This is a genomic window from Saccharothrix sabaoui (assembly GCF_051756985.1).
Taxonomy (GTDB): domain Bacteria; phylum Actinomycetota; class Actinomycetes; order Mycobacteriales; family Pseudonocardiaceae; genus Actinosynnema.
Map to the genome: position 1 here is coordinate 13,045 of NZ_JBPKJK010000048.1, position 21,475 is coordinate 34,519.

18 protein-coding genes are annotated in these 21,475 nt (G+C 73.9%); 12 read left to right on the top strand and 6 right to left on the bottom strand.

The window, feature by feature from the left end:
* Positions 1-68 precede the first annotated feature (68 nt).
* Positions 69-3,263, bottom strand: a complete 3,195-nt coding sequence (locus ACR807_RS17145; RefSeq protein ID WP_438922325.1) for an AfsR/SARP family transcriptional regulator — start codon at positions 3,261-3,263, stop codon at positions 69-71.
* Between the two features lie 71 nt (positions 3,264-3,334).
* Here ACR807_RS17145 and ACR807_RS17150 point away from each other — a divergent pair, with 71 nt between their 5' ends.
* Complete coding sequence (locus ACR807_RS17150) at positions 3,335-4,201, top strand: NAD(P)-dependent oxidoreductase (protein ID WP_438922326.1); 867 nt, start codon at positions 3,335-3,337, stop codon at positions 4,199-4,201.
* A 10-nt stretch (positions 4,202-4,211) separates the two neighbouring features.
* Here ACR807_RS17150 and ACR807_RS17155 read toward each other — a convergent pair whose 3' ends face one another.
* Entirely contained in the window at positions 4,212-5,732 is a 1,521-nt protein-coding gene (locus ACR807_RS17155; RefSeq protein ID WP_438922327.1) for an alkaline phosphatase D family protein, read from the bottom strand.
* Positions 5,733-6,005: 273 nt separating this feature from the next.
* Between ACR807_RS17155 and groES the strand changes: the two genes are divergently transcribed.
* Together groES and groL are read left to right on the top strand one after the other, a co-directional pair.
* Positions 6,006-6,299 (top strand): co-chaperone GroES, encoded by a 294-nt coding sequence (gene groES / locus ACR807_RS17160; RefSeq protein WP_033428811.1) that lies wholly within the window; start codon positions 6,006-6,008, stop codon positions 6,297-6,299.
* An 80-nt stretch (positions 6,300-6,379) separates the two neighbouring features.
* Positions 6,380-8,002: a chaperonin GroEL gene (gene groL / locus ACR807_RS17165; protein WP_438922328.1), complete on the top strand. Its 1,623-nt coding sequence runs from the start codon at positions 6,380-6,382 to the stop codon at positions 8,000-8,002.
* A gap of 98 nt (positions 8,003-8,100) precedes the next feature.
* Here groL and ACR807_RS17170 read toward each other — a convergent pair whose 3' ends face one another.
* Entirely contained in the window at positions 8,101-8,397 is a 297-nt protein-coding gene (locus ACR807_RS17170; protein WP_438922329.1) for a WhiB family transcriptional regulator, read from the bottom strand.
* Positions 8,398-8,583: 186 nt separating this feature from the next.
* Between ACR807_RS17170 and ACR807_RS17175 the strand changes: the two genes are divergently transcribed.
* The 5 genes from ACR807_RS17175 to ACR807_RS17195 all read left to right on the top strand — a co-directional run bounded on the left by ACR807_RS17175 (position 8,584) and on the right by ACR807_RS17195 (position 13,133).
* The gene (locus tag ACR807_RS17175; RefSeq protein ID WP_438922330.1) at positions 8,584-9,579 is read left to right on the top strand and encodes a MerR family transcriptional regulator; all 996 of its coding nucleotides are present in this window, start codon (positions 8,584-8,586) and stop codon (positions 9,577-9,579) included.
* Between the two features lie 243 nt (positions 9,580-9,822).
* Positions 9,823-10,719: a hypothetical protein gene (locus ACR807_RS17180; RefSeq protein WP_438922331.1), complete on the top strand. Its 897-nt coding sequence runs from the start codon at positions 9,823-9,825 to the stop codon at positions 10,717-10,719.
* Positions 10,720-10,799: 80 nt separating this feature from the next.
* Positions 10,800-11,396 carry a response regulator transcription factor gene (locus ACR807_RS17185; protein WP_015805222.1) on the top strand — a complete coding sequence of 199 codons (597 nt, stop codon included), beginning with the start codon at positions 10,800-10,802 and terminating at the stop codon, positions 11,394-11,396.
* Between the two features lie 228 nt (positions 11,397-11,624).
* Entirely contained in the window at positions 11,625-12,197 is a 573-nt protein-coding gene (locus ACR807_RS17190) for a sigma-70 family RNA polymerase sigma factor (RefSeq protein WP_438922332.1), read from the top strand.
* Positions 12,198-12,233: 36 nt separating this feature from the next.
* The gene (locus ACR807_RS17195; protein WP_438922333.1) at positions 12,234-13,133 is read left to right on the top strand and encodes an anti-sigma-D factor RsdA; all 900 of its coding nucleotides are present in this window, start codon (positions 12,234-12,236) and stop codon (positions 13,131-13,133) included.
* Positions 13,134-13,213: 80 nt separating this feature from the next.
* On the opposite strand, the gene ACR807_RS17200 is transcribed toward ACR807_RS17195, so the two are convergent.
* Entirely contained in the window at positions 13,214-13,663 is a 450-nt protein-coding gene (locus ACR807_RS17200; RefSeq protein ID WP_438922334.1) for a DUF5319 domain-containing protein, read from the bottom strand.
* A 66-nt stretch (positions 13,664-13,729) separates the two neighbouring features.
* Here ACR807_RS17200 and guaB point away from each other — a divergent pair, with 66 nt between their 5' ends.
* The 4 genes from guaB to ACR807_RS17220 all read left to right on the top strand — a co-directional run bounded on the left by guaB (position 13,730) and on the right by ACR807_RS17220 (position 19,304).
* A complete protein-coding gene (gene guaB, locus ACR807_RS17205; RefSeq protein WP_438922335.1) occupies positions 13,730-15,241 on the top strand; it encodes an IMP dehydrogenase in 1,512 nt (503 codons plus the stop codon).
* A 60-nt stretch (positions 15,242-15,301) separates the two neighbouring features.
* Positions 15,302-16,435: a GuaB3 family IMP dehydrogenase-related protein gene (locus ACR807_RS17210; RefSeq protein WP_306743583.1), complete on the top strand. Its 1,134-nt coding sequence runs from the start codon at positions 15,302-15,304 to the stop codon at positions 16,433-16,435.
* A gap of 108 nt (positions 16,436-16,543) precedes the next feature.
* The gene (locus ACR807_RS17215) at positions 16,544-18,265 is read left to right on the top strand and encodes an FAD-dependent oxidoreductase (protein ID WP_438922336.1); all 1,722 of its coding nucleotides are present in this window, start codon (positions 16,544-16,546) and stop codon (positions 18,263-18,265) included.
* 67 nt (positions 18,266-18,332) lie between these two features.
* A complete protein-coding gene (locus tag ACR807_RS17220; protein WP_438922337.1) occupies positions 18,333-19,304 on the top strand; it encodes an MBL fold metallo-hydrolase in 972 nt (323 codons plus the stop codon).
* On the opposite strand, the gene ACR807_RS17225 is transcribed toward ACR807_RS17220, so the two are convergent.
* The gene (locus ACR807_RS17225; RefSeq protein ID WP_438922338.1) at positions 19,285-20,631 is read right to left on the bottom strand and encodes a cytochrome P450; all 1,347 of its coding nucleotides are present in this window, start codon (positions 20,629-20,631) and stop codon (positions 19,285-19,287) included. The two genes, ACR807_RS17220 and ACR807_RS17225, sit on opposite strands and share 20 nt — an antisense overlap.
* Positions 20,631-21,422, bottom strand: coding sequence for an SDR family NAD(P)-dependent oxidoreductase (locus tag ACR807_RS17230; RefSeq protein ID WP_438922339.1), 792 nt, complete (start codon positions 21,420-21,422; stop codon positions 20,631-20,633). The genes ACR807_RS17225 and ACR807_RS17230 overlap by 1 nt, the downstream gene beginning before the upstream one ends.
* Positions 21,423-21,475 lie beyond the last annotated feature (53 nt).

The window sequence follows — 21,475 nt, forward strand, 5'->3', positions numbered from 1 at the left end:
TCCCCGGCCTGCCGGTGACTGCCATCCGGATCAGGTGGCTCGTTGGATCGTAGGATTGTTGAACAATCCTACGATCCAACGAGGTTGTCGGTGATGTCCATGGTGGTCCCGGCGTCGAAGGCTGCCCGGTAGTCGGGTTCGCCCAGGGCGGTGCGGGCGGTGGCGGCGATCCGGTCCACGTCGAAGCGCTCGCCCACCGGCAGCGGGACGCCGACCGAGTCGCGGGTCGCCGCCGCCGCGCCCAGCAGCCGGGCGGCCCCGGCGGCGTCCCCGGCCAGGACCAGCGCGCCCGCCAGGCCCTCCAGCCCGAGCGCCACCGCTCGCGGGTCGCCGTGCGCCCTCGCCAGGGCCAGCCCCCGCTCCTGGAACCCCCGCGCCGCCACCGCGTCGCCCCGCGCCTCGGCCACGAACCCCAGTTCGGCGAGCACCAGCGCGGACGCCGCCTCGAACCCGGCCCTCCGGTAGCGGGCCAGCAGCCACCGCAGGTGCTCCTCGGCCTCGTCCAACCGCCCCTCGCGGCGGGCGCCCAGCGCCAGCCCCGTCACCGCGAACACCTCACCCGGCACGAACCCGTGCTCCACCGCCGCACGCCGGGCGCGCCCGTGCAGCTCCCGCGCCCCGGCCAGGTCGCCGACCAGCAGCGCCACCCGCCCCAGCCACGACAGCTTGTACGACACCTCGGGCCAGGACCGCAGCTCCTCGGCCACCCGCAACCCCTCCCGGTGCACGGCGGCGGCCCGCTCGTAGTCCCCGGTCAGCTGGGCCAGCACGCCCAGCGCGAACGACGCCTTCAACTGCCCCCACCGCTCGCCCGACGCGGCCAGCGCCCGCGCGCTCCGCTCCGCCGCCTCCCGCGCCTCGTCGACCCGGCCGTGCGCCAGCGCGTGCCCGACCCGTTCGCTGAGCGCCACCGCGACACCCCACCCGTCGCCCAGCTCCTCGAACTCCGCCAGCGCCGTCGCGTTCAGCTCCTCGCCGCGGCGCGGGTCGCCGACCGTGGACAGCACGTACCCGAGGAACCACCGCGCCCGCGCCCGTTCCGCCGGGTCCTCGACCGCCGCCGGGAGGTCCGCCACCGCCGGGTCCGCCGCCCCGCCCGCGAGCAGCTCGAACGCGGTCCGCCACACGGCGGTCACCGGGTCGTCCGACGTCATCCGGTCCAGCGCCGCGCGCAGCCGGCCGCGCAGGAACCAGTACCAGGTGAGGGCCCGGGTCATCCGGGCCGCGCCGGCGGGGTCGAGGGCGTCGTGCGCGGCCCGCAGGTTCGCCGCGTCCGCGTCCAGCCGCCGCAGCCACCCCACCTGGTCGCGGGTGCGCAGCAGCGGGTCGGCGCGCTCGGCGAGGGCCAGGTGGAACCCGGCGTGCCGCCGCGCCACCCCCTCCGCCTCGCCCGCCTCGCGCAACCGCTCGCGGCCGTAGTCGGCGACGGACTCCAGCAGCCGGAACCGCGGCTCGCCGCCCTGCTCGGGCGCCACCACCAGCGACCGGTTGACCAGGCCGGTGAGCAGGTCGAGCACGTCCTCGGCGGCCACCGCGCCGCCCGCGCACACGAACTCGGCCGCGTCGAGCGAGCAGCCGTCGACGTGCACCGACAACCGGCGCAGCACGGCCCGCTCGCGCTCGTCGAGCAGGTCCCAGCTCCAGTCGATCATGGCGCGCAGCGTGCGCTGCCGGGCGGGCGCGTCCCGGTGCCCGCCGGCCAGCAGCCGGAACCGGTCGGCCAACCGGTCGAGCAGCGCGTCCACGCCGAGGCCGCGCACGCGCGTCGCCGCCAGCTCCACCGCCAGCGGCAACCCGTCGAGCCGGCGGCAGACCTCCTCGACGACCGGCCGGTTCGCGGGCGTCAGGGCGAACCCCGGAGCCGACGCGGCGGCCCGTGCGGCGAACAGCTCCACCGAGTCGGCCAAGTCGAGCGGCGGCACCTGCCACACCACCTCGGCCGCCAGCGCCAACGGCTCCTGGCTCGTGGTGAGCACCCGCAGCCCGGGGACCGACCGCAGCAGCCGCGACACCAGTGCCGCCACCGGTTCCACCAGGCGCTCGCAGTTGTCCAGCACGACCAGCGCCTCACGCCCGCGCAAGGCCGCCACGACCCGGTCCACGAGGTCGCCGCCGGGAGGACCGCCGTCCTCGCGCACCCCGAGCACCTCCGCCACGGCCGCCGTCACCAGGTCGTCGCGCGCGACCCCGGCCAGTTCGACCAGCCACACCCTGTCGGCCCACACCCCGTCGTCCACGACCCGCCGGGCGACCTCGACGGCGAGGCTGGTCTTGCCCACGCCACCCGGTCCGGTGAGCGTCACCAGCCGCGAGCGCCCGAGCAGCGCGGGGAGCTCGGCGAGCGCCCCGGCCCGGCCGACCAGCCCGGTGAGGGGGAGGGGCAGGGTGGACCGCGACGTTCCCGGGCCAACGGTCGCCGGGCCAACGGTCGCCGAGCCGGCGGTCGCCGGCGGGTCCGCAGCCGGAGCCGGGACGGCGGGCCGTGCGCCCGGGAGGTGGCCGAGGGCGGGTGCCGGGCCGCGCACGTGAGCGGGACCGGTGGGTGCCGGGTCGCGGGTGAGGGCCGAATCGCGGGTGAGGGCCGGGTCGTGGGTGAGGATCGCGCGGTGCAGGGCGGTCAGCTCCGGTCCCGGCTCCAGGCCCTGCTCCTCGGCCAGCAGGGCGCGCAGCTCGGCGTAGGCCGCCAACGCCTCCACCTGCCGCCCCGCCCGGTACAGCGCGCGCATGTGCAGACCCCGCAGCCGCTCCCGCAGCGGGTGCCGGGCCACCTCGGCGGCCAGGTCGAGCGGGTCGGCCCCGCCGGCCTCGGCCACCGCCTCCACCGCCGCCAGCCGCTCCTCCTCCCACCGCGCGGTCACCGCGCCGAACAGGTCGAACTCGGCCAGCGGCGCGCCGCGCCACAGCGCCAGCGCCTCCCCGGGCCTCCCCGCCGCCACCAGCTCCCGGAACGCGAGCAGGTCCAGCCCGCCCGGTCCGACCGCCAGCGCGTAGCCCGCCGGCCCGTGCCGCACCAGCGACCGCGCGCCCGGCTCGGCCGCCCCCAGCGCGCGGCGCAGCTGGGACACCTTGGTCTGGAGCGTGTTCACCGGGTTCCCGGGCGGCTCGTCGCCCCACAGGTCGAACGCCAGCCGGTCCGCCGACACCGGCCGCCCCTCGTGCACGAGCAGGTCCGCCAGCAGCAGCCGCACCTTCGCCTCGGGCACCCGCACCGGCTCGCCGCCCGCCGCCCACACCGCGAGCGGCCCCAACACCCCGAACCTCACGGGACGACCGTATCCGGCGACCCCCAGCGGACCGTCGGCGTTCCGTGCGCGGCCCCCGGCACCGTGGCCGCATGACCGACAAGACCCCGTTGACCCTCATCGGCCTCGGCCCCATGGGACAGGCCATGGCCGCGAAGTTCCTGGCGCACGGCCACCCGATCACCCTGTGGAACCGCACCCCGGGCCGCGCCGACGACCTGGTCGCCGCGGGCGCCACCCGTGCCGCCACGGCCGCCGACGCCGTGGCCGCGAACCGGCTCGTCCTGCTCAGCCTCACCGACTACGACGCCGCGCACGCCGTCCTCGACGGGGCGGACCTCGCGGGCCGGGTCGTCGTCAACCTCAGCTCCGACACGCCGGGCAAGACCCTCGGTGCCGCCGCGGACCTCGCCCGGCGGGGGGCCGAACTGCTGGTCGGCGGCGTGATGGTGCCCCCGCCGCTGATCGGCGAGGACGGCGCGTACGCGTTCTACAGCGGCCCGCGCGGGGTGTTCGACCGGTACGCCGACGTGCTGTCGGTGATCGGCAGGCCGGACCACGTCGGCGACGACCACGGCCTCGCCCAGCTGTTCTACCAGGCGCAGCTCGACGTCTTCCTGACCGCGCTGGCGGGCGTCCTGCACGGCTTGGCGCTCGTCGGCACGGCGGGCGTCGCCGCCGAGCGGTTCACGCCCTACCTGCGGGACCTCGTCGGCTCGCTCGGGACCTACCTGGACGAGACGGCGCGCAACGTCGACTCGGGCGAGCACCCCGGCGACCTGGCGAACGTCCTGATGATGGGCGCCACGGCCGCGCACGTCACCGGTGCCGCCGAGGCCGCCGGCCTCGACACCGCGCTGCCCGGGGCGGTCCAGTCGCTCTACGACCGCGCCGTCGCGGCCGGTCGGGGTCGGGACAACTGGACCGCCCTGGTCGACGTGATCAGGGGGAAGGTCTAGCCGGGGTCGGTCAGACGGCGTTCAGGCCGGGGTTGCGGTCCTCCACGACGAACGACCTGAGCGTGGTGGCCTCCGCCCCGGGCGTGCGCACGGACGGCAGCGTGCGGAAGTCGGCCCGCAGCTCCCGCGCGGTGAACTTCGTCCGCACGTACCCGCGCCGCCTGCTGTGCAGCTTGATGTGCGGGTTGAGCCGCAGCTGCACCTCGTCCACGGTGTCGTTGCCGTCGCCGCCGCTGGTCACCGACGTGGTGACCAGCTCGGTGCCGACGGTCCGCGACCCCGCCGGGTCGTTCCAGTCCAGCTTCACGTCGGCCGCGTAGTGCGCGTGCACGTCACCGGTCAGCACGACGGCGTTGCGCACCTTCGCGTCCACCCAGCCGCGGGTGATCCGGTCGCGCGAGGCCAGGTAGCCGTCCCAGGAGTCCATGGACACCTCCTTCTCCGGGCCGTCCTTCCGGTCGCGCTCGGCGAAGAACACCTGCTGGGCGAGGACGTCCCAGCGCGCCCGCGACCGGCGGAACCCGTCGAGCAGCCAGCGCTCCTGCTCGACGCCGGTGATGGTCCTGGTCGGCGCGCCCGCGTCCGCGCACGTCTTCCAGCCGTCGCCGCACGCCTGGTCGTCGCGGTACTGCCGGGTGTCGAGCACGTGGAAGTTCACCAGGCCGCCCCACCCGACGCGCCGGTGGAGCTCCATGTCGATCCCGTTCGGACGGGCGCCCCGGCGCAGCGGCATGTTCTCGTAGTAGGCCCTGAACGCGGCCTCGCGGCGGGCCGCGAACGACGGGTCGGGCTGCTCGGGCACCTCGTCGGCCCAGTTGTTCTCGACCTCGTGGTCGTCCCACACGACGACCCAGGGCGCGACCGAGTGCGCGAGCTGGAGGTCGGCGTCGGTCTTGTACTGGGCGTGCCGCAGCCGGTAGTCGGCGAGCGTGCGCGTCTCCGGGCCGAGCACGGTGCGCACGTCGGTCGCCTTCGCCGCGTACTCGTACTGGTAGTCGCCCAGGTGCAGCACCACGTCCGGGTGATCCTCGGCCATCCGCCGGTAGGCGGTGAAGTAGCCCTCCCCGTAGTGCGCGCAGGACGCGAACGCCATGCTCAGGTCCTGCCCCAGCACCCACGGCTGCGGCGTCGTGCGGGTGCGGCCGACCGGCGACACGTGCCCGTCGACGCGGAAGCGGTAGAAGTACTCGTGGCCGGGCCGCAGGCCGAACGGCTCGACGTGCACGCTGTGCGCCGACTCCGGCCGGGCCACCGCGGTGCCGCGGCGCACCACGCGCCGGAACCGCTCGTCCTCGGCCAGCTCCCAGTGCACCGGCACGACCCGGTCCGGCATCCCGCCGAGGCCGTCCTCGGCCAGGGGGCGCGGGGCGAGGCGCGTCCACAGCACCACGCCGTCGGGGCTCGGGTCGCCCGAGGCGACGCCGAGCGTGAAGGGGTCGTCGAGCTTCGGGTAGCCCGCGCCCGCGGTGGCTCCCGCGACCGCCAGGGCCGCACCGCCGATGAGCAGGGAACGCCGGGTAACGGTGGTCATGCGCCCACCGTTGTCGACGGTGGTGGCGAACGGGTGAACTGGAGCATGACGCCGGAAGTCGAGCGTTCCGCACGTCCGCTTCCCCCCCGTTTCGACGGCGTGGCGCGACCGGTCCCCGGGACGAGTGACAGGGGGTCGTTGAAGCGTTGGCACTCGCATGGGTAGAGTGCTAGATGCACGGCGCCAGCAACCGCCCCGACCCCCGCGACGGCGGGGTGGCAGGAGCCGTAACGCAACCTGCCAACGCTTTCGACGACCGTGGAGGTCAGCCCGGTGAGCGTGAACATCAAGCCGCTCGAGGACAAGATCGTCGTCCAGGCCAGCGAGGCCGAGACCACGACCGCTTCCGGCCTCGTGATCCCGGACACCGCGAAGGAGAAGCCCCAGGAGGGCAAGGTCCTCGCGGTCGGCCCCGGCCGGATCGACGACAAGGGCAACCGCGTCCCGGTGGACGTGGCTGTCGGCGACGTCGTCATCTACTCCAAGTACGGCGGCACCGAGGTCAAGTACAACGGCGAGGAGTACCTCATCCTTTCCGCCCGCGACGTGCTGGCCGTCATCAACTGACGTCCGGCTGTCACGCAAGGCGCCCCGGCGACCCCATGACCGGGGCTACCGGGGCGTTTCGCATCCAGGAGAGGTAAGCAATGCCCAAGCAGATCAGCTTTGACGAGGACGCTCGTCGGGCTCTTGAGCGCGGCGTGAACAAGCTCGCGGACACGGTCAAGGTGACCCTCGGTCCGCGCGGCCGGCACGTGGTGCTCGACAAGAAGTTCGGTGGCCCGACCGTCACCAACGACGGCGTGACCATCGCCCGCGAGATCGAGCTGGACGACGCGTTCGAGAACCTCGGCGCGCAGCTCGCCAAGAGCGTGGCCACCAAGACCAACGACGTCGCGGGTGACGGCACCACCACCGCGACCGTGCTGGCCCAGGCCATGGTCCGGGTCGGCCTGCGCAACGTGGCCGCCGGCGCCAACCCCATGTCGCTCGGCGTCGGCATCCGCGCCGCCGCCGACGCCGTCGTGGACGCCCTCAAGGGCAAGGCCACCCCGGTCAAGGGCCGCGACAACATCGCCCAGGTCGGCACCGTGTCGTCACGCGACGAGTCGATCGGCGCGCTGCTCGGCGAGGCCATCGAGAAGGTCGGCGAGGACGGCGTGATCACCGTCGAGGAGTCCTCCTCGATGGCGACCGAGCTGCAGATCACCGAGGGCGTGCAGTTCGACAAGGGCTACGTGTCGGCGCACTTCGCCACCGACCTCGAAGCCCAGGAGACGGTGTTCGAGGACGCCCGCATCCTGCTGCACCGCGAGAAGATCTCGGCGCTGGCCGACCTGCTCCCGATCCTGGAGAAGGTCGCCGAGGCCGGCAAGCCGCTGGTCATCGTCGCCGAGGACGTCGAGGGCGAGGCGCTGTCCACCCTGGTGGTCAACGCCCTGCGCAAGACCCTGCGCGTCGTCGCGGTCAAGGCGCCGTACTTCGGCGACCGCCGCAAGGCGTTCCTGGACGACCTCGCCGTCGTCACCGGCGGCCAGGTCATCGCGGCCGAGGTGGGCCTGAAGCTGTCCGAGGCCGGTCTCGACGTGCTGGGCTCCGCCCGCCGCGTCGTGGTCTCCAAGGACAACACCACCATCGTCGACGGCGGCGGCACCAAGGCCGACGTGGCGGGTCGCGCGGAGCAGCTGCGCCGCGAGATCGAGGCGACCGACTCCGACTGGGACCGCGAGAAGCTCCAGGAGCGGCTGGCCAAGCTCTCCGGCGGCATCGCGGTCATCAAGGTCGGCGCGGCCACCGAGACCGAGCTCAAGGAGCGCAAGCACCGCATCGAGGACGCCGTCGCGGCGACCAAGGCCGCGGTGGAGGAGGGCATCGTCCCCGGTGGCGGTTCCGCGCTGATCCACGCCGCCAAGGTCCTCGACGGCGGGCTCGGCCTGTCGGGCGACGAGGCGACCGGTGTCGCCATCGTCCGCGAGGCGCTGGGCTCGGCCCTGTTCTGGATCGCCGCGAACGCGGGTCTCGAAGGCGCCGTCGTGGTCAACAAGGTGCGCGAGGGCGACTGGGGCTTCGGCCTCAACGCCGCGACCCTGACCTACGGCGACCTGCTGGAGGCCGGGATCATCGACCCGGTGAAGGTGACCCGCTCCGCGGTCTCCAACGCCGCGTCCATCGCGCGCATGGTGCTCACCACGGAGAGCGCCATCGTGGAGAAGAAGGAGGACGAGCCCGCCTCGGCCGGTCACGGCCACGGTCACGGGCACGGCCACTGAGCAACGACCACCGAGGAACGGCCGCCGGGACCTCCCGGTCGCGTTCCGACGCCGAAGGGCGGCACCCCACGCGGGTGCCGCCCTTCGGCGTTCTTCGGTCAGGCCGGCGTGAGGTGCCTCTTCCGAGCCTTGATGATGCTGTCCCGTTCGGATTCGGAGAGCCCTCCCCAGATCCCGTACGGTTCCTGCACCGCCAGCGCGTGCCGCCGGCACATCTCCAGTACCGGGCACGAGAGGCACACGGCTTTCGCCCTCGCCTCGCGCCGTGCCCTTGCCGGTCCGCGTTCACCGTCCGGGTGGAAGAAGAACGCGCTGTCCATCCCGCGGCACGAGCCGCGCATCTGCCAGTCCCAGAGATCCGCGTTGGGACCGGGAAGCCTTCGGGTGTCCGCCATCGAGACCGCCTCCTTGGCCCATGGCCGTCACTGCTCCATTCGGCTTAACGATGATCCACCGTAGAACCGCGCCAAAACTTGTTCAAGAGGGCGGAGGAGGTATTGGCGGCAATTCATTCGAAGGGTGTTGGAATGAGGTTGAAACCCGGGGTTGCCGGTGACTTCGGGTGAACGCACGATGTCGGTGTGACAACGCCCGCCGACCGGCCCGGACCGACGCCCGAGGGCGAGCGGGAAACCGTTGCGGCAGAGGGCGATCCCGCGCCCCCGCTGACCCTGTCGGTGGCCGCCGTGGCCCGCAGGCTGGGCGTCGCGCCCGCCACGCTCCGTACCTGGGACCGGCGCTACGGCCTCGGACCTGGTGATCACACGACCGGGCGACACCGCAAGTACGGCCCGCACGACGTGGCCCGCCTGGAGCTGATGCGGCGCGCCCTCCAGCGGGGCGCGTCGTCCGCCGAGGCCGCCGAGTACGCCCTCACGGGCGCCGCTCCCACCGGCCCCGCGCCCACCGCTCCCGCTCCCGGCCGGCCCGTCGCCTCGGCTGCCGGACCCGGCCTGCGGCTGCGGGGCGCGAACCGGCGGGCCAGGGGCGTGGGCCGGGCCGTGCTGGCGCTGGACTCGGCGGCCGCGCAGACCCTGCTCGCCGACGCCGTCGAGGCCGACGGCGTGGTCGCGACCTGGAACGAGGTGGTCCGCCCGGTGATGGCCGCCGTCGCCGCCCGCCGGGAGCGGTCGGGCCAGGGCGTCGAGGTGGCGCACCTGCTGGAGGAGTGCGTCCGGGCTGCCCTGGTCCGCGCCACGCCGATCGTCACCGAGCCCCGCAACCACCGGCCGGTGCTGCTGGCGTGCGCCCCGGGCGAGCGGCACGACCTGCCCCTCCACCCCCTCGTCGCCGAACTGTCCCGGCGCGGCGTCGGCGTCCGCCACCTGGGCGCCGCCCTCCCGCTGGACGCCCTGGTCGCCGCCGTCCGCCGCACCGCCCCCGCCGCCGTGGTCGTGTGGGCCCAGCTGTCCCGCTACGCCGACCCGGTCCTGGTCACCGCCCTGCCCCGGACCCGCCAGCAGGTCCGCTTCTTCGCCGGCGGCCCCGGCTGGGCGCGCGCCGCGGTCCCCCGCCCGGCCGAGCGCCTGCCCGACCTGCCCACCGCCGCCGACCGCCTGGAACAAGCGGTCTGCTGACCCACCCCTCCCCCCCTCGAACGCAGAACTCACCCGCCCTGAGCGTTGGACTCACGAGCCCTGAGCGTTGGACTCACGCGTCGCGAGCGTCGGACTCGCGCGAGAGTCGTACGTTCCGGCCCCGCGAGTCCAACGCTCAGGACCCCTGAGTCCTGCGTTCGCGACGGGTGAGTCATGCGCTCGTGACGGGTGAGTCCTGCGCTCGTCGTCGGGACTGTCGGGGGTGGGTTGCAGGATGGGGGAGTGGAACTGAGACGAGCCGCGTTCGGCGACCGGCCCGACGCCGACGTGTGGGCCGGGCTGCGCGGCGGCCCGGAGGAGCGGTGGCTCGCCGCCGTCGCGCTCGGCGGGCGCGGGCACTACGCGGCGGCGGCGTCGGCGCTGGGCGGGCTGGTCCGGGGCGGCGGGCTGTTCGGGTCGCTGGCGGCCTCCGCGCTGGCCTCGCACCGCCGCCAGCTCGGTGGCCACGCCGCCGCGCGCCGCCTCGACGCCGTGGCGCTCGCGACCGCGCCCGCCGCCGGGGGAGCGGAGGACCCCGACGGCGTGGACGCGGCGGGCGCCCGCGCCGACGCGCTGCTCGGCCTGGCGGCGGACGCCCTGGGCGCGGGCAGGCTCGGCGAGGCCCGCCGGCTGCACGCGCGGGTCGAACCGGTGGGCTGGCGCACGCGCGTCCGCCACGCCTGGGTGGCCGCCGAGGTCGAGTTGGCCGGTGGTCACGCGGAGCGAGCCGTTGCTCCGGCCGAGGTGGCCGCGTCACTCGCCCGCGAGGCCGGGGCCCTGCGCCACACCCTCAAGTCGGACCTCGTCCTGGGTACCGCCCTGGTGGTCCTGGGGACCCCCGAAAGCGTTGACAGGGGGACCCGAATGCTGCACTGTGACCTAAATCACACGTACCGAACGGGCCTCCTGTCGTTGTCCTGGCCAGCGGCACTCGTGCTCGCAAACGCCCAGGCAGACCGCACTTCTGCGGATGGCTGGAACATGAGAGATCGTGCGAAAAGCGCTCTGAGCTGCGTGTTGAGACGGGCCGATCCCATTGGCCGACGATTGGCCGAGCGCTCGCCTTGGGTCCCGACATCGCTGCTCCGTTCCGGGGAACCCCCGAACGCAGACCCCGAGGCGAAGTTCTTGACGGATTAAGCACCGGATCGTGTCAAGGTTCGGCCCCTAGCGTCCGATAGGGGATATGGAACGTCACTCGGCTGCAGGAAGGAGTCCCCGTGACCACGGTCCTTATTTGCGACGACCGGCGCAGTGTGCGGGAGGGTCTCACCCGCGTGATGTCGGCTGTCCCCGGGGTTAGCCGCATCGACTGCGTAGCGCACGGTGACGAGTTGTTGGCGCGCTTCTCCAGGCAGCCGGTCGACGTCGTACTGGTGGGAACCCAGCGCGCCGTGCCGACCGGGGTCGAAGCGACCCGGCGACTCGTCTCGGCCAACCCGCAGGCAAACGTCATCGTCTTCGGCGCACCGGACGACGCGGGCAGCATCGCCGCCGCGATCGCCGGCGGGGCCCGCGGGTACCTCCGCTGGGACGCCTCGCGCCCGGAGTTGGTGGCCGCGCTGGCGCACACGCTCGCGAGCACCAGCGTGCCCGCGCCGCGCCAGCCGTCCGACCCGGGCGTGCAGCTGACGGAGCGCGAGCTCCAGGTACTGCGCGGGATGAGCCAGGGCAAGAGCAACGGGCAGATCGGGCGCGAGCTCTACCTGTCCGAGGACACGGTGAAGACGCACGCGCGGCGCTTGTTCCGCAAGCTCGGCGTGCGCGACCGCGCCCAGGCCGTCGCGCACGGCTTCCGGCGCGGCCTCGTCTCGTAGGACGGGTCACACCGGTTCCTCCCTCTTGCCGGCCCGGTCGACGTCATCGTCGCCGGGCCGGCTCGTTGCGCTCGGCGTGTCCGCTGGTCACGCGCGAAGTGCGCACCCGTTGCCCTCCTGAGGGCGGTCGGACCGGTACGGTAGGCGTCACCGGTACGGGCGACGTCGATCGTCCCGTGCCGTTCGTTGTCGGTACGCCTACGCGTAACACCAGGGCTGTTGTCTGCGATGACCAACTTGGGGGACGGACTGGACGCCGAAGTGGGCGCAGCCGTCGATGGCGACCGCCTCGCGATCGAGCGGCTCCTGGCATCCATCCGCCCTCTGGTGGTGCGGTACTGCCGCGCCCGAGTCGGAAGGCAGGAGAGGTCTTTCGCTTCGGCGGACGACGTGGCCCAGGAGGTGTGTCTCGCGGTGCTGACGGCCCTGCCCAGCTATCGCGACCAGGGTCGGCCGTTCTTGGCGTTCGTCTACGGGATCGCCGCGCACAAGGTGGCCGACGCTCATCGCTCCGCAGCCCGGAACCGGTCCGAGCCGGTCCCGGAAGTCCCCGACGCCCCCGAAACGGAGGCGGGCCCGGAACAGCGGGCCATGCAGGGCGAGATGTCCGACCGGATGGCCGTCCTCCTGAAGATCCTTCCGGAGAAGCAGCGGGAGATCCTGCTGCTCCGGGTGGTCGTCGGCCTGTCGGCCGAGGAGACCGCCGATGCGGTCGGGTCCACGCCTGGCGCGGTCCGGGTGGCGCAGCACCGCGCCTTGGCCCGCTTGCGCAAGACGTTGGCGTCGGAGGAGGTGGTCTGAGTGGTTGACCAGCACGGGAAGGGCAACGGAGAAGTCGTGCGCGGACGAGGTGAGAGACCGCCGCAACCTGATGACGCGGTCGTCGGCCCCGGGGACGACCTGGCGGGCATCCGAGCTGATGACGCACTGCTCGACGCGCTCGGCGGGCGCGACACCGAGCAGGCGGACGCGCTCGTCGAGGACGAGCTGAACGCGCTGCTGCTCGCGTGGCGGCGAGAGGTGGACAGCCGCCCGGTGGGCGAGCTGGTCGACACCGACACCGCCGTGGCGACCATCGCCGCGGCACGCCCCCAGCAGCGGGGCAGGCACCGCTTCCTCATCCCCCTCGCGAGCGCCGCGGCCGTGCTGGCCATCGCGTTCACCGGGATGAGCCTGGTCGCCCGGGACGCCCAGCCCGGCGACACGCTCTGGGGCCTGACGAGGGTCCTCTACTCCGACCACGCGCGGTCGGTCGAGGCCGCCGTCACGGTCAAGGGCGACCTGGGCCGGGCGACCGCCGCACTGCGCGAGGGCCGCTACGACGAGGCCGGGGAGATCCTCGACAAGGCGGGGGAGATCCTGAAGTCGGTCTCCGACGACGACAAGGGCGACCTGACCCAGACGCACGAGTCGCTCAAGCAGATGCTGGAGAGCACCGAGCAGACGCCGACGGGCACGCCCCCCTCGCCCGCCCTGTCGACCCAGCCGGTCGCCCCGGTCCCGTCGGCCGACCTGCCGGTCCAGACGACCGTCCCGGCCGAGTCGACCACGACGACCCCGGTGGTGCAGCCCGAGGAGACCACGACCACGACCGTCAGCCCGGACCCCCAGCCGACCGGTGGGTCGAGCGGTGACCCGACGGGCGGGACCGGCGGGACGCGCGGCGAGACGGAGTCGCCGGGCAACTCGGGCCAGTCCCCGGGCGAGGCCGGCACGCAGGACGTCCCGGAGAACTGACCCCGAGCCCGGCTGACCGGGCGGCACGACGAGGTGTGACCGAGCCCGCTCCCCCACGGGGGGCGGGCTTCGTCACACCGTCAGCGGGCGCTCTCGGTCGCGGTGACCCCGTCCGCGTAGCCGCGGCAGTACTCCCAGCTGACGTAGGACGCCGGGTCCGGGTCGTACGCGGGTTCGTGCGGGCGCATCCGACCGTCGGCCAGCAGCTGCTCCAGGCTCGACCGGAGCAGCGCCCAGTCGTGGTAGTGCGGCTCCTGGCACTCGCCGCAGTCGACCACGATCCCGCGCACGGCACGGGGTTCCAGCAGCGCCTGGTAGACGGCGAGGTCGCTGAGGTCGCCGATCAGCTCGGCCCGCTCGTCGTCGTCCATCGGCGGGTGGTCGTGGTCGTGGTCGGGTTCGCCGAGCTCCCTGGCCGGGTCGTCCGGGTCCCCCGCGAACGGGTCTGGTGGCAACGCGTCGTGCGGCACGACCCCGCACGGTACCGGGCGGACCCCCGACCACGTCCAGATACCATGGGCTGAACCCATCGCCGCCTGTGGAAACCCGATCCGCGGCGGCGGGATCACCGCACGACGGAAGGCAAGCCAGCCGCCATGACCAGCGAGCTCAACGCTGACGGAGTCCCGACCAAGTTCGCCATGCTGGGACTGACCTTCGACGACGTACTGCTGCTGCCCGCCGAATCCGAGATCGTGCCGAGCGGTGTGGACACGGCCACCAGGATCTCCCGCAACACCTCGCTCCGGGTCCCGCTGGCCTCGGCCGCCATGGACACCGTGACCGAGGGCCGGATGGCCATCTCGATGGCCCGCCAGGGCGGCATCGGCGTGCTGCACCGCAACCTCTCCGTCGACGAGCAGGCCCGCCAGGTGGAGACGGTCAAGCGCTCCGAGGCGGGCATGGTGAGCGACCCGGTCACCTGCACGCCCGACGACACCATCAAGCACGTGGACGAGCTGTGCGCCCGCTACCGCATCTCCGGCGTGCCGGTGACCGACGCGAGCGGCAAGCTGGTGGGCATCATCACCAACCGCGACATGCGGTTCGAGGTCGACCACTCGCGTCGGGTCAGCGAGGTCATGACCAAGGGCCCGCTGGTCACCGCCCAGGTGGGCGTGTCCGCGGACGCCGCGCTGGGCCTGCTCCGCCGGCACAAGATCGAGAAGCTGCCGATCGTGGACGGCGACGGCAAGCTGCGCGGCCTGATCACGGTCAAGGACTTCGTCAAGACCGAGCAGTACCCGAACGCCTCGAAGGACCCGGACGGCCGGCTGCTGTGCGCCGCCGCGATCGGCGTCGGCGAGGACAGCTTCGCCCGCGCCATGGCGCTCGCCGAGGCGGGCGTGGACGTGATCATGGTCGACACCGCGCACGGCCACCAGCGCAACGTGCTGGAGATGGTCGCCCGGGTGAAGAAGGAGCTGGGCGACGAGGTGGACGTGGTCGGCGGCAACGTCGCCACCCGCGCCGGCGCGCAGGCCCTGGTGGACGCGGGCGCGGACGGCGTGAAGGTCGGCGTCGGCCCCGGCTCCATCTGCACCACGCGCGTCGTGGCGGGCGTGGGCGTGCCGCAGATCACCGCGATCTACGAGGCGAGCCTGGCGTGCGGCCCGGCCGGCGTGCCGGTCATCGGCGACGGCGGCATCCAGTACTCCGGCGACATCGCGAAGGCCATCGCGGCCGGGGCGAGCGCGGTCATGCTGGGCAGCCTGCTGGCGGGCACCGCGGAGGCGCCGGGCGAGCTGGTGCTGGTCAACGGCAAGCAGTTCAAGACCTACCGGGGCATGGGCTCGCTGGCCGCGCTCCAGGGCCGCGGCCAGGGCAAGTCGTACTCGAAGGACCGCTACTTCCAGGACGACGTGCTGTCCGAGGACAAGCTGGTGCCCGAGGGCATCGAGGGCCGCACGCCGTTCCGCGGGCCGCTGTCCACGGTCGTGCACCAGCTCACCGGCGGCCTGCGCGCCGCGATGGGCTACACCGGCTCCCGGACGATCGCCGACCTCCAGCAGAAGCAGCTGGTGCGGATCACGGCGGCCGGCCTGAAGGAGAGCCACCCGCACGACATCACCATGACCGTCGAGGCGCCGAACTACACGACCCGCTGAACCGGGCGGTGCTGAGCTAAGGTCCACTGGTTCTGCTGGTTCCACGGAAGGACGACTGAGGTGCGCGATCTGGTCGAGATCGGCATGGGCCGGACCGCGAGGCGGGCCTACGAGCTGGACGACGTCGAGATCATCCCGTCCCGGAGGACCCGGTCCTCGAAGGACGTCTCGACGGCGTGGCAGATCGACGCCTACCGGTTCGAGATCCCGCTGATCACCCACCCGACCGACGCCATCGTGTCGCCGGGCACGGCGGTCGCGATCGGCGAGCTGGGCGGCCTGGGCGTCCTCAACGCGGAGGGCCTGTGGGCCCGGCACGGCGACGTGGAGGAGGCGCTGTTCCGCCTGGTGCAGTCGGTGGAGGACACCGACGACCCGGCCGCGCCGGTCAGGGTGCTCCAGGAGCTGCACTCCGCCCCGGTCCGGATGGACCTGATCGCCGAGGCGATCAAGCAGGTGCGCGAGTCGGGCGTGACGGTCGCGGTGCGGGTCAGCCCGCAGCGGGCCGCCGAGCTGACCCCGGACCTGCTGGCGGCGGGCGTGGAGGTGCTGGTCGTGCAGGGCACGATCATCTCCGCGGAGCACGTGTCGCGCGACGGGGAGCCGCTGAACCTGAAGTCGTTCATCGCGGACCTGGACGTGCCGGTCATCGCGGGCGGCGTCGGCGACTACCGGACCGCGATGCACCTGATGCGCACGGGCGCGGCGGGCGTGATCGTCGGCTACGGCTACACGCCGGGCGTGACGACGACGGACGCGGTGCTGGGCATCGGCGTGCCGATGGCCACGGCCATCGCGGACGCCGCCGCCGCGCGCCGGGACTACCTGGACGAGACCGGTGGCCGGTACGTGCACGTGATCGCCGACGGCGGCGTGCTGACCAGCGGTGACGTGGCGAAGTCGATCGCCTGCGGCGCGGACGCGGTGATGCTGGGCGAGCCGCTGGCCGCCGCGGCGGAGGCGCCCGCGCAGGGCCTGTACTGGACGGCGGCGTCGGCGCACCCCTCGGTGCCGCGCAGCCACGTGTCGACGGGCGTGGACCAGGTCGTGGACCTGCGCAGCCTGCTGTTCGGTCCGTCGGTGGACCCGCGGGGCGTGACGAACCTGTTCGGCTCGCTGCGCCGGGCGATGGCCAAGACGGGCTACTCCGACCTGAAGGAGTTCCAGAAGGTCGGCCTGACGATCCGCGGCTGACCGGTCGTGCGCGGAGGGCCTCCGCTCCGGCGGGGGCCCTTTCGCGTGCGGGCGTCTGAACCGATTGAGAACTAGCTGTTACCGGAAGTTACGCCTAACCTCGCGGGCATGGGTGAACTCGCCGGTAACAACACCGACTTCGACGTCGTGGTCGTGGGCTCTGGCTTCGGCGGCAGCGTCGCCGCGCTCAGGCTGGTCGAGAAGGGCTACCGGGTGGCCGTCGTCGAGGCCGGTCGCCGGTTCGCCGACGACGAGTTCGCCACGACGTCGTGGAACCTGCGCCGCTACCTGTGGGCGCCCGCCCTGGGCTGCTACGGCATCCAGCGCATCCACGCCCTGCGCAACGTGATGGTGCTGGCGGGCTCCGGCGTCGGCGGCGGGTCCCTCGTCTACGCCAACACGCTGTACCGGCCGCTCAAGCCGTTCTACCAGGACCGCCAGTGGGCGCACATCACCGACTGGGAGTCCGAGCTGGCGCCGTTCTACGACCAGGCGTCGCGGGTGCTCGGCGTCGTGGAGAACCCGACCACCACGCCGTCGGACGTGGTGATGCAGCAGGTCGCGGCCGAGATGGGCGTGGCCGACACCTACCACCCGACGCCGGTCGGCGTGTACTTCGGCGAGCCCGGCCGACGGGCCGAGGACCCGTACTTCGGCGGCGCGGGACCCGCCCGGACCGGCTGCACCCAGTGCGGCGCGTGCATGTCCGGCTGCCGGGTCGGCGCGAAGAACACCCTGGTCAAGAACTACCTGTACCTGGCCGAGCGGAACGGGGCCACCGTGCTGCCGCTCACCACCGTCACCGACCTGCGGCAGGCGCCGGACGGCACGTGGGCGGTGGACACCCGGCGCACGGGCGCCAAGGTCCGCCGGGGCCGCCGCACGATCACCGCCGGACAGGTCGTGCTGGCCGCCGGCACGTGGGGCACCCAGCAGCTGCTGCACCGGATGAAGGCCACCGGCGCGCTGCCGGGGCTGTCGCCGAGGCTGGGCGAGCTGACCCGGACCAACTCCGAGGCGATCATCGGCGCGGGCCGGTTCACCGTGGACGAGGAGCGGAACTTCAGCCGGGGCGTGGCGATCACCTCGTCCATCCACCCGGACGAGCAGACCCACGTCGAGCCGGTGCGGTACGGCCGGGGCAGCAACGTCATGGGGCTGCTCCAGACGCTGGCCACGGACGGCGCGAAGTCCACGCCGCGCATCCTCCAGTTCCTGGTGCAGGCGGTCCGCCACCCGGTCCGCCTGGCGCGGCTGCTGTCCGTGCACCGGTGGAGCGAGCGGACGGTGATCCTGCTGGTGATGCAGAGCCTGGACAACTCGATCACCACGTACAGCCGCAAAGGGCTGTTCGGCCGCCGCGGGCTGTCGTCGAAGCAGGGGCACGGCGAGCCGAACCCGACGTTCATCCCGGCCGGGCACGAGGCGAACACGCGGGCGGCGAGGATCATCGGCGGCATCGCGGGCGGCACCTGGGGCGAGCTGGTCAACATCCCCCTCACCGCCCACTTCATCGGCGGCTGCCCCATCGGCTCCGACCCGGCGGCGGGCGTCATCGACCCGTACCACCGCGCCTGGGGCTACCCGACCCTGTCGGTCGTCGACGGGGCCGCGATCTCGGCCAACCTGGGCGTCAACCCGTCCCTCACCATCACCGCGCAGGCCGAGCGCGCGTTCTCGCTCTGGCCGAACAAGGGCGAACCGGACCGGCGCCCGGCGCAGGGGGAGGGGTACCGGCGGATCGCCCCCGTGGCGCCGAAGGCCCCCGCCGTCCCCGCGCACGCGCCGGGCGCGCTGCGGTTGCCGGTCGTGGAGGTCAGGACGTCCTGAGGGCCCGCTGACCGGCCCGTCAACGGGCAATCACTCGGTGTGACCGGAACACCCCTATGGTGGGGGTGTGGCCCCGCTCGCGCCCGACCCCGCGGACGGGGTCCTCGTCGAACTGGCCGAGGGCGTCTACGCCCTCACCGCCGAGGATCACCCGAACGTGGGTGCCGTCGAGGGGGAGGACTTCCTGGTCTGCGTGGACGCCCGCGCCACGCCGGGCGCCACCCGCCGCTGGCTCGACGTGCTGCGCCGGCGCACCGGCAAACCGGTCCGCCACCTCGTCCTGACCCACTACCACGCGGTGCGGGCGCTGGGCGCCCCCGCGTTCGGCGCGCGCGAGGTCGTCGCGCACGAGAACACCCGCGCGCTGATCGCCGAACGCGGTCGCGCGGACCGGGAGCGGGCGCGGGCCCGGTCGCCCCGGCTGTTCGGGGACCCCGGCGGCGTCCCCGACCTGACCTGGCCGACCCTGACGTTCTCCGACCGGCTGACCATCCCGCTCGGCGGTGACCGGGGCGTGGTCGAGCTGCGGCACGCCGGTCGCGGGCACACCGCGGGCGACGCGGTGGTGTGGCTGCCGCACCAGCGCGTCCTGTTCGCGGGCGACCTGGTGGAGCCGCACGCCGCGCCGTGCGGCGGGGAGGCGTTCCACGACGAGTGGGCCACCTCGACCCTCGACCGGGTGGCGGCGCTGGGCGCGGAGCAGCTCGTCGGCGGGCGGGGCGCGCCCGCGCGGGACAGGGCCGAGGTGGAGGCGGCCGTCGCCCGGTCCCGCCGCTACCTGGACGGGCTGCGCCGCACCGTCGGCACGGCGCACGTCTCCGGCGGCTCGGTGCGCGACGCGTACGAGGCCGCGCGCGCCGCGCTCGCCCCGCGCTACGGCCGGTGGCCGGGGTTCGAGCACGGCCTGCCGTTCGACGTGCAGCGCTACTGGGACGAGTGCGACGGCGTGGACTGGCCGCGGATCTGGACCGCCGAGCACGAGCGCGAGGTGCTGGCCGCCCTCCGCGGCCCGGACCGCCTCAGCGGCGACGGGGCGTGAGCGTGAACCCCTCGGGCTTGAGCGTCAACGTCTCCGCGACCCGCAGCCGGTAGTCCGGCGACCCCACGAGGTCGTAGCGGCGCAGCAGCGTGCCCAGCGCCAGCGTGGCCTCGTGCACCGCGAACTGCCGCCCGATGCACGCCCGCTCACCCGTCCCGAACGGCTTGTAGACGTGCGCGGGCCGGGCGCGGACCCGCTCGGGCGCGAACCGGTCCGGGTCGAACTCCTCCGGCGACGGCCACACCGCGGGGTCGCGGTGCAGCAGCGGCAGCAGCACGAGCGCCCAGTGGCCGGCCTTCATCGGGTACCGCCCGCCCAGCACGGTGTCGTGCCGCGCCTGGCGCGCGAACGCGGGCGCGGTCGGCCACAGCCGCAGCGCCTCGTCGAGCACCCGCCGCACGTACCGCAGCTTCGCGACCTGCTCGAACTCCGGGACCTCCGCCGAGCCCCACACCGCGTCGACCTCGGCGCGCGCCCGGTCCGCCACCGCCGGGTCGCGCGCCAGGTAGTGCAGGGCGAACGACAGCGCGCCGGACGTCGTCTCGTGCCCGGCGACGAGGAACGTGATCACCTGGTTGCGGATGTTCACCTCGTCCAGCGCGCCGGAGCCCAGCATCAGCGCCAGCAGGTCCGCGCCGCCCTTCCCGCGCCGCGCCCGGATCACCTCGTCCACCACCTCGGCGAGGTACGCGAGGTCGCGCCGGTACCGCTCCGCCGCCCGCGCGCCGAACAGCTTGCGCACCAGCGGGAACGTGAAGCCCTTGCGCTGCGCGTACCGCAGCGAGCCGGTCATGGCGCTCACGAACGGGTGCGCGCCGGTCCGCTCGAACGAGTCGAAGGAGTACCCGAACCCGACCCGGCCGATGGTCTCCAGCGTCAGCGCGGTCATGTCCGCCGACACGTCCACGGGTCCGCCGCGGTCCCACTTCGCCACCAGCCGCGAGGTCACGTCGACCATCGTCGGGTGGTAGCCGCGCATCGCGGCCTGGGTGAACCCGGGCAGCAGCACGTCGTGCGCCGCCCTCCAGTTCGGCTCCTCGTTGTAGGCGGTGAACAGCCCGTCGCCGCCGATGTCGCGCAGCGCCTCCACGCCCACGCCCAGGTGCTTGGTGAACCGCGCCTCGTCGGCCAGGTCGGCGGCCAGCGCCGCGCCGCCGACGAACACGATCTCCCGGTCGAGGAACTTGCGGGCGAAGATCGGTCCCAGCTCGCGGCCGTGCCGCATCGAGTCCTGCACGGGCGCGCGGAGGTCCAGGCCCACCACGTCGCCGAGGACCGGCACCCGCCAGCGCGGGTGGGGGAGCGCCGGGGCGGCCGGGCCCGCCATCAGCGCTTCGCCCGGTTCGGGCCGGCCATGCGGCGCTGCATCTCGCCGGTGGCCAACCGGCGCTGCAACCACGACGAGAACGCCGGGAACGTCCCGCCCAGCGCGGCGGCGGCCTTCAGCTCCGGCGGCGCCACGGTGACCTCGGCCAGGTCCCGGGTGATCGAGGCGAGCACGGCGTCCGCGACCTGCTCCGGCGACACGGTCCGCACGCCCTTGGGCGCCACGCCGCCCGCCTCGACGAACATGCCGGCGTCGCGCACCACGCCCGGCTCCACGACCGAGACGCCGACGCCGGTGCCGCGCAGGTCCTCGCGCAGCCCGAGGCTGAAGCCGCGCAGGCCGAACTTGGACGCGTTGTAGAGCGCGGAGTAGGCGCTCGCGACCTTGCCCGCGAGCGAGCCGATGTGCACGACGTGGCCGTGCCCGCGCGCCACCATCCCCGGCACGAGGGCGTGGGTGAGGGTGATCGGCGCTTCGAGGTTGACCGCGAGCGCGCGCTTGACCTGCTCCGGCGTGAAGTCGAGGACCGGGCCGTTGGCGGGCAGCGCGGCGTTGGCGACGAGCACGTCCACCTCGCCCGCCTCCTCGGCCAGCCGGGTCACGTCGGCCGGGTCGGCGAGGTCCGCGACGACGACGCGGGCGCCGGTCGCGTCGGCGACCCGCTCCAGCTCGGCGACCCGGCGGCCGGTGAGCACGAGCGTCGCGCCCTCGTCGGCCAGGCGGCGGGCGATGGCCTGCCCGAGCCCGCCGGAGGCGCCGGTGACCAGCGCGGTCATTCCCCTGACGTGCATTGACCCTCCCCGAGACGTATTGTTCGTTCGAACGAACAGTATCACCGGCGGTG

Coding starts and splice junctions, on each gene's coding strand:
- ACR807_RS17150 (WP_438922326.1), top strand. CDS start 3,335: ATGACCGACAAGACCCCGTTGACCCTCATCGGCCTCGGCCCCATGGGA.
- ACR807_RS17155 (WP_438922327.1), bottom strand. CDS start 5,732: ATGACCACCGTTACCCGGCGTTCCCTGCTCATCGGCGGTGCGGCCCTG.
- groL (WP_438922328.1), top strand. CDS start 6,380: ATGCCCAAGCAGATCAGCTTTGACGAGGACGCTCGTCGGGCTCTTGAG.
- ACR807_RS17170 (WP_438922329.1), bottom strand. CDS start 8,397: ATGGCGGACACCCGAAGGCTTCCCGGTCCCAACGCGGATCTCTGGGAC.
- ACR807_RS17190 (WP_438922332.1), top strand. CDS start 11,625: ATGACCAACTTGGGGGACGGACTGGACGCCGAAGTGGGCGCAGCCGTC.
- ACR807_RS17200 (WP_438922334.1), bottom strand. CDS start 13,663: ATGGGTTCAGCCCATGGTATCTGGACGTGGTCGGGGGTCCGCCCGGTA.
- guaB (WP_438922335.1), top strand. CDS start 13,730: ATGACCAGCGAGCTCAACGCTGACGGAGTCCCGACCAAGTTCGCCATG.
- ACR807_RS17215 (WP_438922336.1), top strand. CDS start 16,544: ATGGGTGAACTCGCCGGTAACAACACCGACTTCGACGTCGTGGTCGTG.
- ACR807_RS17225 (WP_438922338.1), bottom strand. CDS start 20,631: ATGGCGGGCCCGGCCGCCCCGGCGCTCCCCCACCCGCGCTGGCGGGTG.
- ACR807_RS17230 (WP_438922339.1), bottom strand. CDS start 21,422: ATGCACGTCAGGGGAATGACCGCGCTGGTCACCGGCGCCTCCGGCGGG.